14 protein-coding genes are annotated in these 15,101 nt (G+C 63.0%); 7 read left to right on the forward strand and 7 right to left on the reverse strand.

Annotation, left to right across the window (positions count from 1 at the left end; translation table 11 throughout):
• The first annotated feature begins 71 nt into the window (after positions 1-71).
• From JHW38_RS01335 to JHW38_RS01360, 6 genes are all read left to right on the forward strand, one after another.
• Positions 72-1,127 carry a DUF262 domain-containing protein gene (locus JHW38_RS01335; protein WP_207524247.1) on the forward strand — a complete coding sequence of 352 codons (1,056 nt, stop codon included), beginning with the start codon at positions 72-74 and terminating at the stop codon, positions 1,125-1,127.
• A gap of 2 nt (positions 1,128-1,129) precedes the next feature.
• Complete coding sequence (locus JHW38_RS01340; protein WP_207524248.1) at positions 1,130-1,771, forward strand: hypothetical protein; 642 nt, start codon at positions 1,130-1,132, stop codon at positions 1,769-1,771.
• Entirely contained in the window at positions 1,768-2,442 is a 675-nt protein-coding gene (locus JHW38_RS01345; protein WP_242691127.1) for a hypothetical protein, read from the forward strand. Before JHW38_RS01340 ends, JHW38_RS01345 begins: the two co-directional genes overlap by 4 nt.
• 349 nt (positions 2,443-2,791) lie before the next feature.
• Positions 2,792-3,025 (forward strand): DUF2188 domain-containing protein, encoded by a 234-nt coding sequence (locus tag JHW38_RS01350; RefSeq protein ID WP_207524249.1) that lies wholly within the window; start codon positions 2,792-2,794, stop codon positions 3,023-3,025.
• An 84-nt stretch (positions 3,026-3,109) separates the two neighbouring features.
• Positions 3,110-3,796 carry a hypothetical protein gene (locus tag JHW38_RS01355; protein ID WP_207524250.1) on the forward strand — a complete coding sequence of 229 codons (687 nt, stop codon included), beginning with the start codon at positions 3,110-3,112 and terminating at the stop codon, positions 3,794-3,796.
• Between the two features lie 172 nt (positions 3,797-3,968).
• A complete protein-coding gene (locus JHW38_RS01360) occupies positions 3,969-4,781 on the forward strand; it encodes a hypothetical protein (protein WP_207524251.1) in 813 nt (270 codons plus the stop codon).
• 26 nt (positions 4,782-4,807) lie between these two features.
• Here JHW38_RS01360 and JHW38_RS01365 read toward each other — a convergent pair whose 3' ends face one another.
• The gene (locus JHW38_RS01365; protein WP_207524252.1) at positions 4,808-5,416 is read right to left on the reverse strand and encodes a M949_RS01915 family surface polysaccharide biosynthesis protein; all 609 of its coding nucleotides are present in this window, start codon (positions 5,414-5,416) and stop codon (positions 4,808-4,810) included.
• Positions 5,417-5,637: 221 nt separating this feature from the next.
• Between JHW38_RS01365 and JHW38_RS01370 the strand changes: the two genes are divergently transcribed.
• The gene (locus tag JHW38_RS01370) at positions 5,638-7,128 is read left to right on the forward strand and encodes a serine hydrolase (protein WP_207524253.1); all 1,491 of its coding nucleotides are present in this window, start codon (positions 5,638-5,640) and stop codon (positions 7,126-7,128) included.
• 94 nt (positions 7,129-7,222) lie between these two features.
• On the opposite strand, the gene JHW38_RS01375 is transcribed toward JHW38_RS01370, so the two are convergent.
• The 6 genes from JHW38_RS01375 to JHW38_RS01400 all read right to left on the reverse strand — a co-directional run bounded on the left by JHW38_RS01375 (position 7,223) and on the right by JHW38_RS01400 (position 14,829).
• Positions 7,223-9,043: a peptidoglycan-binding domain-containing protein gene (locus JHW38_RS01375; protein WP_207524254.1), complete on the reverse strand. Its 1,821-nt coding sequence runs from the start codon at positions 9,041-9,043 to the stop codon at positions 7,223-7,225.
• 21 nt (positions 9,044-9,064) lie between these two features.
• Complete coding sequence (locus JHW38_RS01380; RefSeq protein WP_207524255.1) at positions 9,065-9,979, reverse strand: hypothetical protein; 915 nt, start codon at positions 9,977-9,979, stop codon at positions 9,065-9,067.
• A gap of 406 nt (positions 9,980-10,385) precedes the next feature.
• A complete protein-coding gene (locus tag JHW38_RS01385) occupies positions 10,386-11,606 on the reverse strand; it encodes a S1 family peptidase (protein ID WP_207524256.1) in 1,221 nt (406 codons plus the stop codon).
• Between the two features lie 418 nt (positions 11,607-12,024).
• On the reverse strand, positions 12,025-12,321 hold the full coding sequence (locus tag JHW38_RS01390; protein WP_207524257.1) for a hypothetical protein: 297 nt from the start codon (positions 12,319-12,321) through the stop codon (positions 12,025-12,027).
• Positions 12,322-12,520: 199 nt separating this feature from the next.
• Positions 12,521-12,868, reverse strand: coding sequence for a helix-turn-helix domain-containing protein (locus tag JHW38_RS01395; RefSeq protein ID WP_207524258.1), 348 nt, complete (start codon positions 12,866-12,868; stop codon positions 12,521-12,523).
• 470 nt (positions 12,869-13,338) lie between these two features.
• Positions 13,339-14,829 carry a S8 family serine peptidase gene (locus tag JHW38_RS01400; protein WP_207524259.1) on the reverse strand — a complete coding sequence of 497 codons (1,491 nt, stop codon included), beginning with the start codon at positions 14,827-14,829 and terminating at the stop codon, positions 13,339-13,341.
• Positions 14,830-15,101 lie beyond the last annotated feature (272 nt).

Raw genomic sequence — 15,101 nt, forward strand, 5'->3', positions numbered from 1 at the left:
GCTTGTTGAGGCTTTGGTCGATTCTGGGCGCGCAGATGCTTATTGATTAATAAAATTTTGGGATAAAGAAAATGTCTGAAATGTACGCGCAGTATGACAAGCAGCGTCGAAAGGTCGATGTAGATAATTTGGATGTGACTGTTCGAGAATTGGTGAGAATGGTTAATTCAAATGAGATAGATCGTGCGGCTGAATATCAGAGAAAGTTTCGATGGGGCGAGGATCGTGAGTCGAGGCTGATTGAGTCAATTATTCTGGGATTGCCTGTTCCGACTATATTTGTCGCGACGAATAAAGACGGGACGTGGGAGCTTGTGGACGGCTTGCAGCGCGTATCGTCTCTTGTTCATTTCGTTACCGAAATGCCGCACGATGAAGGTTATAAGTCTGTTGGAAAAGTTGAGCCTTTGACTTTGTGCGGATTGGAGCAGTTGGATTCGTTTAATGGCAAGACGTATGCAGATTTGCCGGAGACAATTCGTCTTCAGTTTATGAAGAGGTCGCTTCGAGTTACGGCGATTAGCGATAAATCAGATAGACAGGTTAGGTTTGATACATTTCAAAGGCTCAATACCGGCGGAATAGTCCTGACGTCTCAAGAAATTCGCGCGTGTGTATATCGAGGGCCGCTGATAGATTTTTTAGAGGCGGCGGCCGCAGATGTACAACTGAGAACTCTTATTAAGCTTCAAAGTGGTCGGCAAGATGATGGCACGCTCGAAGAGTTCGTTTTGAAGATGTTTGCCTATAAGAATTATAGATCGAACTTTGATGGCGCAGTTACTGCATTTCTTAATTCCTATAGTGAACAAGTCGCGACGAATTTTGACGCCCTAGCGGGGGCGCGACTCCTTCGCAAAGTGGTTCTGTCTCTGGGTAAGGTAATTTCGGGTCCGATCCTAAAGAAGGGCTACTCGGTGACGCCTCTGAATTTGGCTGAAGGGATATTCGTTGGTGCGGCGGAGTTAATTTCGTCAAGAAAATCTCAGTTTAAGCCTGCAAAGAACTGGTTGGCTGATAAGGATTTGCTGAAGTATTCGACGAAGGGAACTAATACCCGATCTTATCTCGAGGGGCGCATCGCGCGATCCAAGGAGTTGTTGCAGGGTGCGAAACCGAAGGTTTAGTTATGACAGAAGGTATCGAACAGGCGCATGTAGAATTTTTGTCGCGAACAATGCTTATCAGGCGTTGGCTTATTCTGCAGGGTGAGGGTGAGGTGGAAGGGTTTTCTCCAGAGATGGCTGCTAATGTTAGGGGCTGGGCCATTGTTTGGATGGGAGCCGCTGCAGAGTCATTCTGGAAGCCTTTCTTGCATGCTACGTGCAAGGCGTTTGCGCAATCATCCGTCATGGCTCATCGAAGGAATGCGCGGGCGCAATCTATCTTTTTTCTTGAGCGAATGTTTTGCGATGTTACTAAAGAGCTCAATCCTAGATGGGAGCGCTCTTTTGCGCTAATAGAAAGTATGGTGTCAGCTGATAGAAAAGACATGTCCTTTTCTTTGCCTTATGATGGAAAGACTCTTAGGCCACGTCATATCGAGCTTTTCTGGAATCTATTCCGGATAGATGGCAGTCCCTTCCCGTCTATAATTCATAAGCAATCTCTTGAAACCTTGGCGGATGATCGAAATACTGTTGCGCACGGGGAGCAATTGCCGAATACAGTTGGGCGGTTGAGGTCAAAGCGTGATGTTATGTCTACACTGACTAGGCTCGAAGAGACGTTGGAAAAAACATATTTGGCAACATTAGATGTTCTTCGATGAGTCAGAATCTGGTCACCCTCGAAGTCAGCGACGACCAACTCGCCGCCGCCCACGCGGCCTTGTCCCAGTTGGAAACGGTGCTGTTCGGACTGGTGTCGCTGTCCCCGGATGATCGCCGCCGGCTCGCCAAGATGGGCCCGAAGTCCGAGGCGTTCTGCCGGCAGGCGGTGCGGGTGCTGCAGCAGAACCCGCAGGTGGTGCCGCCCAGCGTGGACGTGGCCGGCGCGTTGCTGGACCTGCGCACGCTCGACCGCCTGAGCCCGCTGTTCGTCCGCCTGCAGCGCTTGGCCGAGCGCGGCGACGATACGGAGCTGGCGCTGGGCGCCGCATCATGGCGTTCTCGCTGGAGGCCTACGGGCTGCTCAAGGTGGCCGGCAAGAACCAGGGGCTGGACGGGCTGCGCAAGGAGATGTCGGCGCGTTGGTCGCGTGCCCGTCGCGAGCCCGCCGCGCCGCCCGTTTGAGGCGATGCCGTCTCGGCGCCTGCCCAAGGTTCTGGACCTGTATGCCGCCTTCGGGCGGCTTCTTTTTGTCCGGCAGCGGTTGGGCGTCGGTAGCGCGGCCGGGCGGCCGGTTGTGGGCGGGGCAGGGGGAGCGGTTTGTTGCGCCGTGCTGGTTCGGCCGAGCAAGAAGCTCGGTCGACAGAGCTCGCCGCTCGGGCGTCCGGGCTAAATGCCTGGCGGTTGGAGCGATGGGCTCGGACGTCCGAGCGGCGAGCCTGGTCGATCCAGCGCAGAACTCGGTCGTCCGAGCGTAAAGCTCTGGGCGCTGAGCATTGCGCTCGATCGACGGAGAAAATGGCTTGGCCTAGCCAGCTTCGCGCTTCCTGCGTCGAGCAACCTGCTCCGTCCGGCGAGCTTTTCGCTCCGTCGGCAGTGTCCTCGATCCGAGCCCAGTCTCGTTTTGGTAAAGACGCGGCACACCAGGGCACGCGGATTGCATAAACCGCCAGGAAGATCGCAGCGCCGGTGCTAGCGTCGGTTCGCGCGATCGGCGCGCGAGCCCAACAGGACAAAGGACCATGTCGAAGAAAGACATCCAGGTCGTACCGCACCCCGATGGCTGGGCCGTGAAGCGCGAAGGCGGCGAGCGGGCCAGTTCGGTGCATGAGCGCAAGGAAGACGCGCTGGACGCCGGCCGCGAGCTGGCGCGGAAGGACGAGGTTGAACTCGTCATCCATGGGCGGGACGGGAAGATTCAGGACAGCGATAGCTACGGGAACGATCCGAGTCCGCCTAGGGACGAGAAGCACTAGGCCTGTGGAGGCTGGAGGCGCTTTAGTGCCTCCAGCCACTGAGTAGCTGACTGGCGTATAGGCGGTTGCACACAAGGATGAGCGATGCTCAATGAACTGCTGAAAGAGGATGGGGGGCAATGGGTCATACCAATCGCCATTGCAGCGGCCGCAGTTGTATTGGCCAAGGGGTTGTTTGGTCTGCATCGGTCACGCAGTCAGGACCGAAAAGATTTCCTCGACCTGTGGGCAAAGACAGACAAAACGGATGACTTGTGGCTGCAAGTGGCGATTCGGCATGTGTTCGGAGAGGTAATTCCTCCCGCGCTAATTCATCGCTTTCTCAATCACCCGCAGGGCGCGCGGGCTTTGGGGAATTTGGCGTTCGCATGGCCTTTGTTGGATGTAGACGATGCGACTGGCGCTTTGCGCTGGCGCCGGAGCTGGCACTATTCGAAATTGCTGAGGCGGCTGGAACACGCTGCCAGCCTTATTGCTTACGGTATTTTGGGCGTCGCCGCATTCGTCTTCGCTGGGGCGGGCGCGCTCAGCGGCAAAACCTTTGCCGGCCTATGTTTCTGGATATTGGCTGTGGAGTCGGCGGTATTTGCTTACCGCATGCTGATGGGCGCAGAGCGATTGGACAGCGCGAATGAGTCGGTGCCGCGGTGGACAGCCACGCTTCTATGGGAGCGAGGTTCTCCTAACGCGAAATCGATTGTTGCTACGCGACGCGTTGGTAAACGTAAGTTGCGGCGGAGTCGTGCCGAATCGCCTTCGGCGGCTACGTAGGAGTCGGTTTCGCGTCTGCCTTCGTGCGAACGCTGTGTGGTGGGCGACCAGTGCGATGGGGGAGAGCATGGCAACACGGGGAGTGAACTGGAGCGAATGGGAGTCGGCGCCGTGGTCGATAGAGGTGGCGCCCTGTGTTCTGCCAATCTTGATTAAGCGTGCGAGAGAAGGCATGCCCATCACCTACGGCGAACTGGCGGAAGAGTTGCACCTGCGCTACGGACTTGAACCGAAGGCGCGGAAGACGCTGTATGGCCGGCCTGTCGGTGTGGTTGGGTATGTGCTGCAGGATCTTGAGAAGCGTTGGAAGAGCAGTGTTCCGCCCATCAATGTGCTGGTGGTCAGGAAGAGTACTGGGCTTCCCGGTACCGGTGCCGACGAGATCGTGCGCTACTTCTTCCGCGGGGCGAAGGCTAGCAAGTTCTCCGAAGACGACCGCGCCGAGATGATGCAGAGCGCGACCGAAGCCGTTTTCGACTACGGCGAGAACTGGGTGAAAGTCGCTCGGGCGCTGGGCGTCGATTTATTGGATGTCGCGTCCGGTCCGTTGGACGACGGGGGCGCATTGGACATCCCGTCGCCGCCTTTTGGGGGCGGCGGCGAAAGTCGAGAGCACCAAGCATTGAAAAAATGGGTGGCCGGTCATCCGGAGTTGTTCGCGGACTACGGGAAATACAAACCCGGTGTGACCGAATGGCGTTTGAGCTCGGGGGACCAGGCCGATGTGTTTTTCAACAACCGGCGTAGGCCGTTGGCGGTCGAAGTCAAAACGAGTTCGGCGGCAGTCGGCGAACTGGTGCGAGGCGTGTTTCAAGTGGTCAAGTACCGCGCTGTTTTGAGGGCGGAACAGCAGGTTCGACATCAGGTGCCGAATGCGGCAGCGGTGCTCGTCACACCACAAAAGCCGGATCTGAACACCCGCAAGATCATGGCTCGTCTGAAAGTCGATTGGATTACGGTTCCTCTTCGTGCCGAGCGGAGTTGACTAACTCCGTTCAAAAGGAGCGTTTCTCACGAGCCGTCCTTCTTCGCTGCCGCCATCACCTTAGCCCAATAAGCCAGCGCCGTCTTGCGCACCGCAGCCGGCAACTCGCGGAAGTTCTCGCCAGGCTCGCGCGTCTCCTCGTCTTCTTCTTGATTCGGGATCTGCCCGCGGATCGCGTACTTGCGGTCCTTGTAGATCATGATCAGCTTGACCCGGGTCGCGTCGAGACCGTCGCAGGGAATCCAGTAAGGCACCATCGTCAACGGCTGGCCGTCGCCCGCATCGATCACGTCGAACAGCGGGGTCAGCACCTTCACCGCGCAAAGCATGTCGTGATACTCCTTGATCTCCCAGCGCGACAGCTGGCCGCCGTGGTCTTCGACGAAGCCATAGGCGTGCATGGAGGTATAGCTTTTGTCGTCCCGGGCGTCGAACTTCTCGCCGTTGGGATTGGCGCCGATCGCGACGATTCGCGATGAGCCGTCGGTGTCGCGGTACTTCAGCGCCTTGAGCAGGCGGCTGCCGTTCTTGTAGTAAGCGGCGATGTCCGCCTTTTCCGCGCCGGCCAAGGGCGCGACTTGCAGGCCGGTGGCCGAGGCCGGTCCGGTAAGCAGCGCCCAGATGATCGGGGCCAAAATCCATGTATGCCGCATGACCTGCGTTTCCTGTGGGAGACGGCGAAGTTTACGGGAGAGGTGCGGGTTCGCGCTGCGGAAGCACCGGTGACCGATTGGGGTTCGAAACAGCGCGGAAGATGCGCGGGTTGTGTCGTAAGTAATGCCAGGACTTCATACACCCGCCGCCAGAAAATTCCCGGGGTAGCATCTTCCGCATTCGTAAACAGCGGAGTGGCGCCGTGTTCCTTACGACCCCGCGCTTTGCCTTCCCTATCCGTATGTTGCTGGCGTTGTCGCTGCTGATGCTGCCCCTCTCAGCCATGGCCAAGCCAGCCGCCGTCGCCGCGGAAGCGGCCACCCCGGCCGAGCAAACCGACCGCGCCCTGCGCGCCTACCTGACCCGCTTCCGCGTCCCAGGCGCCCAAGTCGCGGTAGTCAAAGACGGCACCCTCGTCTTCTCGCGCGCCTACGGCTCGGCCAACCTCGCCTTCGATACGCCAGCGACCACCCAGACCGTCTTCACCCTGGCCTCGATCACTAAGGCCTTCACCGGCGTCGCCGCGATGCAGGCGGTGGAAGCGGACAAGTTCGATCTGGCGGCGCCGATATCGCGCTACCTCGACGGCTTGCCCGAGGCGTGGCGCGCGATCACGGTGCGGCAGTTGCTCAGCCATACCTCAGGCCTGCCGGACATCAACCGCGCGCCCACGGTCGAAACCGACGCGGCGCAAGCGTGGAACTGGGCGCTGGCGCAGCCGGTGTTATTCGCACCGGGCGAGCGCTTCCACTACTGCCAGACCAATTACACGCTGATCCAGCGCGCGCTCAATCGGGTGTACGGACGCGAGCCGGACGCGATGCTGGGCGATGCGCAGTTCGCGGCCGCCGGCATGCGCCGCACGCGTTACGGCGATTCGCGCGACGTGATCGTGGGCAAGGGGCCGGATTATCAGTTCGTGCGCGCCACGCCAGGGGCGGCGGGTGTGCTGGAGCAGCGCTTTCCGGTGTCGTTGCCGTTCAAGCGTGCGTCCAACGGCTTGGTCGGCACGGCCGAGGATGTGGCGCTTTGGTTGGTCGCGCTGGAGCAAGGCAAGCTGCTCGGGCCGCAGGCGCTGGCGACGATGTGGACGCCGGTGGCGTTCAACGATGGGCGCGCGGGGCAGTGGGGCATGGGCTGGACGGTGCTTCCGCGCGGGGCGGGGCATCGCGCGGTCGGCATGACCGGCGGGGCGCGTTCGGCGTTTTATCTGTATCCGGAAGACCGGGTGGCGGTGGTGATTCTAACCAATCTGGCCGGGGCGTATCCGGAGGACGAGATCGACCGGATCGCCGGGTATTGGGCGCCGGCGCTGCGTCCGAGCGGGGTGTCGGCGCTGCGCATCGCGCTCGACGACAGCGGTTACGACCGCGCCGTGCGCACGGCGCGCGAGATCGCGAAGCGCGATCCGTCGTTGCAGTGGAACGAGCTGGAGCTCAACGATTGGGGCTATCGCTTGCTGCACAGCGGACGGCCGCGCGACGGGTTGGCGGTCATGAAGCTGGTCGCGAGCTTGTTCCCGCGCAGCGGCAATGCGCAGGACAGTTTGGGCGAGGCGTATGCGATCAATGGCGAGAGCGCGCTGGCCGTCGTGCATTACCGGCGTTCGTTGGCGTTGGATCCGGGGAATGCGAATGCGGCGAAGCAGATCGAGCGGTTGCAGAAAGTGGGGGCGGGCGCGGGTAAGCATTGACGGTCCTGGAGGAATCGTCCGGCCTCTGGCTGTTATCGCGACAGAAAATTCAGTCGCGTTCGTACTCCGGCCCAGCTCTCATCGCGGGCCCCGCTCATCTACCTCCACGGCTGGGGTCCTCGTGGGCGCGCTGATCTGCGTCCTGCGACGGTTTCTGCGTTTGCTGCTGATTGAATGCCTGAGTCTCGCGAAGCGTGTCTTGCATGGGCGGGGCCGGTTCGGAAACGACAACGCTGGCGTGGTATCCCGGCGTAGAGCCTCCGATCCACAACTTGTCCTGGACCAAGCCGATCGCGCCGATTTTGCCGACGTCTGCGATGCCGTTGCGCTTGGCTGCAAGCGTCGCTTCCGCAATCTTTTCGTCCGTGACGTGAGCAGGTGCGCCAGCGCGAATCTTGTCGAACATCGCTTGGTCGTCCCGCGATAGCTTTGGCGGCTCTTGTGGTGCGCCGGATGCGGGAGCCGGTGATGCTGCGGTCGCAGGCTTGGGGCCTTCGGTGGCGGCCGTGGCAGGCAGGCTGGCATGTTCGGCTACTCGCCGACTGTCGGCCGCCGACGCCGGGTCTGGGCGGACGCCCAGGTTGGTATTGGTTGCAAAGTCGCGAGTCGGATGATCGGTCGCCTTGTCGACAGCCCGTTGAACGATCGCCAGCCCGGTCTGGGTGCTGATCGCCGCGAGCGTCTGCTTGTCCGCGATGCCGCTGACGTGCTCGGTGCCGTGCCAGAGCTGGAATGCCTGCACGGCTCGCTGAGTGTCGGGGCCGAAAACTCCGTCGGCTTTGATCGGGTCCTTGAGACGATCGTTGATCCCCAGTTGGATCAGGTTTTCTTGGAGCCTCGCGACTTCGGGTCCGCGTTCGCCGATTTTCAACACCCCATCGGCCATCGCGTCGCGAACGGGCGCGGATGCGGTTGGCGTACGCGAGTGCAGATAGTTCGGCAAACCCTGCGCATTGGTCTGCATCCAGTCGTCGCGGTAACCGGGCGGCTGGAAGCGTTGGGCTGCTTGATGAAAGTCCGGTGCGGCGACGATCGCCGCCGCTCTAATCTGCAGGGCCGAAAGGGTGCCGACATCGGCCCTTCCGGTCTCGGGAAGGTTGCTCTGTCGCTGGAACTCCGCCACGGCTTCCCGGGTATTGTTTCCGTAATCGCCGTCCGCTCGCAGAGGCCTGCCGCTGGAATCGGTCGCGCCGACCAACTGCAAGTTTTCCTGCAAAGCTTTGACCGAAAGATTGGCGTCGCCGGGTTTGAGCTCTTTTTCTACCGGCAGTTTGTACGGAATGCCTTTGAACTGGTCTTGCGGGACGAGCAACTGGTTCAGGCCGTCGCGATTGATCGCTATGTCGTTGTAGTAATCGTAGCTGCTGGTGCCGTAATCGTCTTTCGCAGCGGCGCGGTTTTGCACGACATTCACCGCGCCGCCGTAGCCCGCGATGTGCCGCGCCTTGAGAAAGCCGGCGACGTGTTCTTCGGAATCGCCTGCGTGCAGAACGCCCTGCCTGATCGCGGTGCGATAGGCCGAGTCGCTGTTGCGCTTGAAGGCTTGGTCTTGGAGGTCTGCGGAAGCTTTGTACTTCTCGAGACTGAGGCCATCCTTCCAGTTGCTCGGATCCTCCAGGAAACGGGTCATCCCTCCCGACTCGGCCCACCTCCATTCTCTGCGGTAGCCGGACATGGCCGCCTGCAGCTTGGCGGTATCGACATAGCCGGCGTCGGCCAGCCAGGTGGCGCCGGCCTGATAACGGCCTACGTAGCCGACCGTGTTGGTGATGGCCAGGTCGCCGCCATTGCTTTCGGTCAGCACGGTGGACGCGATCAGTCGCCGCGTTCCATGATCGCTGAGCCCTTCGATGTTGCCCTGCGTGTACTCATTGGCCGTAAGCACGGCCCGCTCTTGCCTGCGCGTCCCTGGCATGGTGTCGCTCCTTGCGTGCTCTTACTCGACTGGCTTGCAGTTCAGTTGCGCGATGGCGTCCGTGGGCCGAGTTCGAGTCAGATCGAAGACGGTGAAGCCATCGGTGTATTTGCCGCCGTCCTTCTGGCTGGCCTGCACGTAGAGCTTGCGGTTGCCAGCGAGCGATACTTCGAAGAAGGCGCCGCTGCCTGCGCCTTCCTCGTACTCGGGAGCGGGGCATTGGTCCGCAATAGTGGCGACCGCGGCGGCGGATCCGAATTGATTCTTGAGGATGCTCAAGTAATCGTCGGAGTAGAGGGGTTTGCTGATCGATACGGTTTCGACCCCGCTCAAGGTGCCTGTCACGTTGAGCGTCGATTCGCCTTCATTGCGTTTGACCGTGGCGTATTCCGTTCCGGGCTTGCTGTTGGGAATGTCCTTGGTCGTGAACCCTTGCAGCAGGATTTCGCCGCTGCGCGAGTAGCGCCCCGCTACGAATTCCTGGGGTACGGAGTCTTTCCATTTGACGGTTGAGAGCGCCGCGTAAGCATCCCAATCGCGTCCCTTGTCGCTGGCGAACACCTCCGCGGCAGCCTGCATATCCGTGGCAGGTACGGGGGCGACTTGCTCCACCTCGCGCTTTTCGACCGATGGCGGGGAGACTTCTTGCTTTTGACAGGCGGCCAGTCCCAGCGTGGTGATGGCTACGGCGGCGGTCAGGTGTTTGAGGCTCACTTCGTCCGTCTCTTGAAGATTTTCGTCGGCGATCGCGACGGGGCGCGGATGGATCGGCAGGGTCGGCTTTCGCCTGGGCGGCGAGGACGCTCTGGTTAAGGGCATAGGCCCCAGTTCAGCGCGAACTGCCTCATTGATGAGATTCACATCCCTGTAGAGCGTATCGGCGTGCGCTTGTTGGATGCGAGAGAACGTGACGGGGCTGCCAGAGGTTTTTGACATAGAACGATCCCTGTCGAAAACGTTCGGAGCCTTTCCTGGCTCCGGCCTTAGCTTGTACTTGCGGCTGAATCGCTCGGCCGCAATGAAGACCTGCGTAGCATCCGTGCCGATTTCGGTCCAGTCAAGGTTATGCGTTTGGCGCGCGTGTAGTGCGCAGTTTCAGTTTGCGTATCTCATCGCGGTGGCGCTGAAATTGAAGATCGTCTCAGGGCCGTCGGGTGCTCATGCCGATCCCTGGCGTGTGTTGGCTAAATCGGCGGGCTTTTGTCGAGGGCTGGAGCTTCGGCGTAGTTGTAGTGGCGCGGTCGCGGCTTGCGCCGCTCCTACAGGGGGCTACGTTCGACTTGCGCAAAAAAAAAGCGCCCCGCCGAGGCGGGGCGCTTAAGGGGGAGGTTCGGTTGCGGAGTTACGGGCTGGTACGCAGCGTCAGCGAGTACGCGCTCAGGATCGCGTTGATCGGGGTGTAGTAGCTGTTGCCGCCGCCGTTGTTGCCCTGGCTGCCCTGGCAGCTGCCGCTGCCGCCCGACAGCACGCCCTGCGCCTGGCCGGCGCCGGTGATGAACGAGCCGCCCGAGTCGCCGCCTTCGGCGCAGGCGGTGGTGCGGGTCAGGCCGGTGACGGTGCCGTCGGGGTTGCCGTTGTCGTCCTGGTACGAGACGGTGACGTTCTTGGTGCGGATGGCGCCGCAATGCCAGCCCGAGGTGCGGCCCGAACGGCACAGCGCGGCGCCGACGGCGGCTTCGGTGCTGCCGCGCACGGTGACGTCGCCGTTGCCGTAGCCGTACACGCTCGGCGACAGGGTGTGGGTGGTGTCGACCTTGACCCAGCCGCGGTCGGGGCCGGTGCTGGTGCCGCTCGGCATCACCGAGGCGGCGAAGGTGCCGACGCGGACGCCCGGGTTCCACTGGCCGGCTTCCTGATAGACGATTTCGCCGACGGTGCCGCAATGGCCGGCGGTGGCGTAGCCCGGGGTGCTGCCCTTGGTGACGGTGAAGCCGACCGAGCAGGCGTACAGGTAGCCGTCGCCCGGGTTGCGCAGCATGCCGCGGCCGCCCTGCACGGCGATGCGGCGCTGCGGGACGTCCTTCATGGTTTCGAAGCGCACCAGACGCGAATCCAGGCCGCTGCGCGCGACGAAGTCGACGCCGGTTTCTTCCGCGCCCGGGGCGACGCCGACGACGATGCTGTTGCTGGGCAGGTCGACCGACCAGCTGTAGACGCCCTTCGGGGTCTTGCCGTTGCGCGCCAGCAGGCTGTCGAGCTGGCCCTTGGCGGCGTTGAGCGCGCTCAGGCTGTTGGCCACGCGGCGGGTTTCCACGCCCGGCACGGCCTTGGCGGCGGTGTTGTTGATCGCGGTGCTGGCGGCGACCAGCGCGTAGGAACCGTCGGCCTTGCGCTCCAGCCAGGTGCCGGCGAAGTTGCGGCCGAGCTTGGTTTCCAGGGTCTGCGCTTGCTGCGCGGCGAGGCTTTCGAGCTTGAGGTACTGGACGAGCTGGGTTTCGTTGAGGCCCAGGTCGCGCTGCATGGCGGTCTTCAACGCGGGGGCGAGGTCGTCGGCGGCGAAGGCCGAACCGGAGGCGATCATGGCAACGGTGACGGCGAGTACCGACGTGCTGAACTTGCGCATATCCGAAAACTCCTCAAAGCGATTAGGGAGGGATGCGATCGATGGAATGCGGCAGGTCCGGCGAATGGGTGTGCGCACGTGCCTGTGCAGGGTGCGCCTTGTTGCCGCACTGTTCGAAACGGGCGCCGATGAAGCGCCCCCTACCCAAGAAGTGAGACGTTTTCGTGGATTCCGCGCATTGCTCCGCCACCGCGAATCGGCTGAAAAGAATGAACATCAAGCGCGAAACGTGATGCGTATTCGGAGTGTGTCTACGCATCTCATCCGATTCGCTTCGCCGGCTTAGCGCGTGCTGAAGCGGAGCCGGAAAACGTGATGCCGGCGCGGCGGTTTCGGTACGAATGCGGAAAAAAGCGAAGGCCTGCCGGAGCCCCGGCAGGCCTGTTTGCCGCGTTTGGCGGATGCGTTTTTCGCGGCGTCAGACGGTGACCTGGATGGTCTTCGACCAGACCACGCCGACCGGCGCGTTTTGGTCGCTGTAGGTGTACGCGGTGCCGCCGACGTTGACGTTGAACGCGGCCGGGCCGCCCCAGTTGATGCCGACCAGGGTTAGGTCGTACTTGCCGGCCGGCAGGACCGAGCCGAGGTTGACCGAGTAGCTCACCGGGTCGTTGTAGCCCGAGCTGATGTGGCAGACCTCGGACGAGCCGGCGCCGGTGGAGGCGATGATGTGGAGTTCGTTGTCGCACTGGCTGATTTTGACGGCGGTGGCCATGAGCTTCCCCTGTGTGATGTTGGTACCCGTTAGGTGTGCGGCGAAGCCTTGCGGCAGCGCGTCGGCCGATGCGAGCTCGGCGGGCGGGCTGTGAGCGGTGCCCGGCTTCGCAGCGCAGGCAGTATTCGCTGCGCCCGCACGGCGCGTGGGGTCACTGCGGGCTCAGGCCGGGATCAGTTCGGTGACGCGGCGTGAGCGCTCACGCCGCGGGCGCGGCGCGCACCAGCGCCATCACCGGCACGCCGAAGCAGCGCGCCAGTTCGTGGGCGATGCGGAAGCGCACGGCGCGGCCGGATTCGGCGCGTTTTATCGTGGCCACCGACACGCGGATGTTGCGGCGCCAGCAGTCGTCGGCGAGGTCTTGCTGGCTCAGCAGCCGGCCTTGCCGCAGGCGCCGCAGTTCGGCGCTGTCGAGCACGACCTGGCCGCGGCCGCTGGGCGCGATGAGTTGCGGCGATGTTGCGTCGGCGCAACCGGTTCGGGTTTGCGCGGGAGGCGACTCAGGCGCGGCGGCGGCGTCGATGTCGGGAACAGTCGGTGCATGCATGGCGCGCGATCCTCGTGGGCGATGCGACAGGGCACCGCGGTCGCGGGTCGCGCGTTCCATCCTTGGTCGCGAAGGCGAGGGATTGGGGCGGCCGTTGTGCGGCGTTTCGCTCGGCAGCGTGGTCGCGGCGACGGCGCTGGCGCCTTTCGGGAACCTGCCGGTTTCGCGCGCTGCGCGAGCGTTGTCAGTGTGCGCCGCGTTTTTCGGCCGAACTCTGCGGATGCGCAGTCGGCCATCGCGACGCGCGTCGCAGCGATCGTTTGCGCTGTGTCGGTTGCAGTTATATGTCGTGAGGCAAGGTGCACGCCGCGCTATCGCGAGGATTGCGAATTCGATCGGGTATGCGTCGCCGGCGTGTTGCGTACGCGAACGTTCGCGAACCCGTCCGCGATGCGCGGGCGCAGGAGCGATGGCCCCTGCGCCCGCGAAACCGCGTTAGCTTCGGAACTCGCCGGTTCGCGAGCGGCGGTTCAATTGCCGAGTTGCGAAATCGCCGCGCGCAGGTTCGGCAGCGGGCCGATATTGCCTCCGCCACCGGTTTGCGCGGTGCCGGTGGTGCGCAGCAGGTCGCGCATCTGCCGCGGGGTCAAGGTGATGCCGCGCTGTTTGGCGATGCCCGACAGCGCCACCACCGCCGAGGCGACGATGGGCGAGGCGCTGGAGGTTCCGGAGAACACCTTGGTGTAATACGCGTTGACGCCGCCGTTGTAGAGGTTGCCGTAGCCGGTGGTGGTGACGCAGCGGCCCCAGGCCTGCACGTTGACGCGCGAACCGTAGGTCGAGAACGACTGCTTCGCGCGTTCGGCGGTGCCGTCGCTGCACCACGTATTGGAGCGCGGGCCGCCGGCGCCGACGATGATCGAGCCCGAGTCGGCGCGGCCGGCCGGGAACGGCGAGCCGAAACACGAGGTGTTGTCGAGATTCATGTTGCCGTTGCCGCCGGCCTGGACCACGTGGATGCCCTTGTTGGTCGCGGTGACGATGGCGGCGTGGACCGAGGCGATCCATTCCACCGGCACGTAGCCGTTGCAGGCGCTGGGGCCGGCGGCCTGCTGTTCGATCAGGATCACGTCGCCCGCGCGCAGGAAGTTGGCGGCGGTCAGGATGGCGTTGGCCGGGTCGTAGCCGCGTTCGGTGTTCATCGCGTTGGTCATGTACGCGCTGGCGCCGTCGACCAGGCCGGTGACGCCGATGCCGTTGTTGTCGGCGACCAGTTGGCCCATCACCGCGGTGCCGTGGTTGTTGTCGTTGAACGGATCGGTCGGGGTGCCGTTGTTGACCCGCGCGCCGGCCAGCCGCAGCTTGGACAGGTCTTCGTGGCCGGTGTTCCAGCTGTATTCGATGTCGAGCACGCGAACGCCGGCGCCGTTGCCGCCGGCGACGGTGCGCGCGTACTCGCTGTCGATGCCGTTCTGCGCGGCCGGCAGCTTGTAGTACTGGTTGGATTCGTAGTTCGGCGAGGCCGGCAGCGGCACCGGCAGCGGCGCGGCGTAGGCGGTTTCGACGATGCTCATCGCGTTGAGTTCGTCGATGACGCGCGCGGCGTCCTGGCCGGGCTTGACCCGGATCCGGAACCACTGGCTCAGGTCGGGCTGCGGGCCTTGCGCCTGCGCACTCTTGCTCAGCGCCGACAGGGTCGCGGCATCGGCATGGAACAGCGGTTCCAGCGCGGCGACCGGGCCGGCGCCGCCGGTGAGGCTGTCCAGCGCGGTCAGGCGGCCGAGCTTGGCCGAACTCAGGCGGCCGCTTTGCAGACGCACCTGGCTGTCGTCGACGAACTTGACCTCGATGATTTCGCGCGAGTCGAAGCGGCCGAGTTTGGTCTTGATCGGTTTCGCCAGCACGTGCTGGGGCATCGGGCTCGACGGCGGCGCGGCGAGCGCGGGCAGCGCGGCGAGCGCGAGGCAGGGCAGCAAGGCGCGGAACAACGGCGTGAGAGCGGAGCGGGCGATAGAACGCATGGGAGGGTCCTGGTCGGTGGAGAGGGCGTCATGCGAAGCGGCGCGCAGTCGGGCTTCGCTGTGGGCTTCGCGGTCGGTGCGGCGGGCGGACCGGCGGGCGATCCGCAGGCGAGGGTAGGCAGCCCCGGCGCGCCCCGGCGCGCGTGCCGTCACGGTTTCGCCGATGCCGTGCGCGGCGATGTTTTTGTTGCCAAAAACCGGATCGGGCACACGGCTTTGGCCGTTGCCGCCGCTGTCGCAGGCCGCTGCACGCGCCGTTGGCGTGGCACGGT

The sequence above is a fragment of the Lysobacter enzymogenes genome, assembly GCF_017355525.1.
In the GTDB taxonomy this organism is placed as follows: domain Bacteria; phylum Pseudomonadota; class Gammaproteobacteria; order Xanthomonadales; family Xanthomonadaceae; genus Lysobacter; species Lysobacter enzymogenes_C.

Bases quoted from the DNA above. Each gene is read 5' to 3' on its own strand.
- JHW38_RS01385 (WP_207524256.1), bottom strand. From the start codon at position 11,606: ATGCGCAAGTTCAGCACGTCGGTACTCGCCGTCACCGTTGCCATGATC.
- JHW38_RS01345 (WP_242691127.1), top strand. From the start codon at position 1,768: ATGAGTCAGAATCTGGTCACCCTCGAAGTCAGCGACGACCAACTCGCC.
- JHW38_RS01355 (WP_207524250.1), top strand. From the start codon at position 3,110: ATGCTCAATGAACTGCTGAAAGAGGATGGGGGGCAATGGGTCATACCA.
- JHW38_RS01400 (WP_207524259.1), bottom strand. From the start codon at position 14,829: ATGCGTTCTATCGCCCGCTCCGCTCTCACGCCGTTGTTCCGCGCCTTG.
- JHW38_RS01380 (WP_207524255.1), bottom strand. From the start codon at position 9,979: ATGTCAAAAACCTCTGGCAGCCCCGTCACGTTCTCTCGCATCCAACAA.
- JHW38_RS01375 (WP_207524254.1), bottom strand. From the start codon at position 9,043: ATGCCAGGGACGCGCAGGCAAGAGCGGGCCGTGCTTACGGCCAATGAG.
- JHW38_RS01340 (WP_207524248.1), top strand. From the start codon at position 1,130: ATGACAGAAGGTATCGAACAGGCGCATGTAGAATTTTTGTCGCGAACA.
- JHW38_RS01360 (WP_207524251.1), top strand. From the start codon at position 3,969: ATGCCCATCACCTACGGCGAACTGGCGGAAGAGTTGCACCTGCGCTAC.
- JHW38_RS01390 (WP_207524257.1), bottom strand. From the start codon at position 12,321: ATGGCCACCGCCGTCAAAATCAGCCAGTGCGACAACGAACTCCACATC.
- JHW38_RS01395 (WP_207524258.1), bottom strand. From the start codon at position 12,868: ATGCATGCACCGACTGTTCCCGACATCGACGCCGCCGCCGCGCCTGAG.
- JHW38_RS01350 (WP_207524249.1), top strand. From the start codon at position 2,792: ATGTCGAAGAAAGACATCCAGGTCGTACCGCACCCCGATGGCTGGGCC.
- JHW38_RS01335 (WP_207524247.1), top strand. From the start codon at position 72: ATGTCTGAAATGTACGCGCAGTATGACAAGCAGCGTCGAAAGGTCGAT.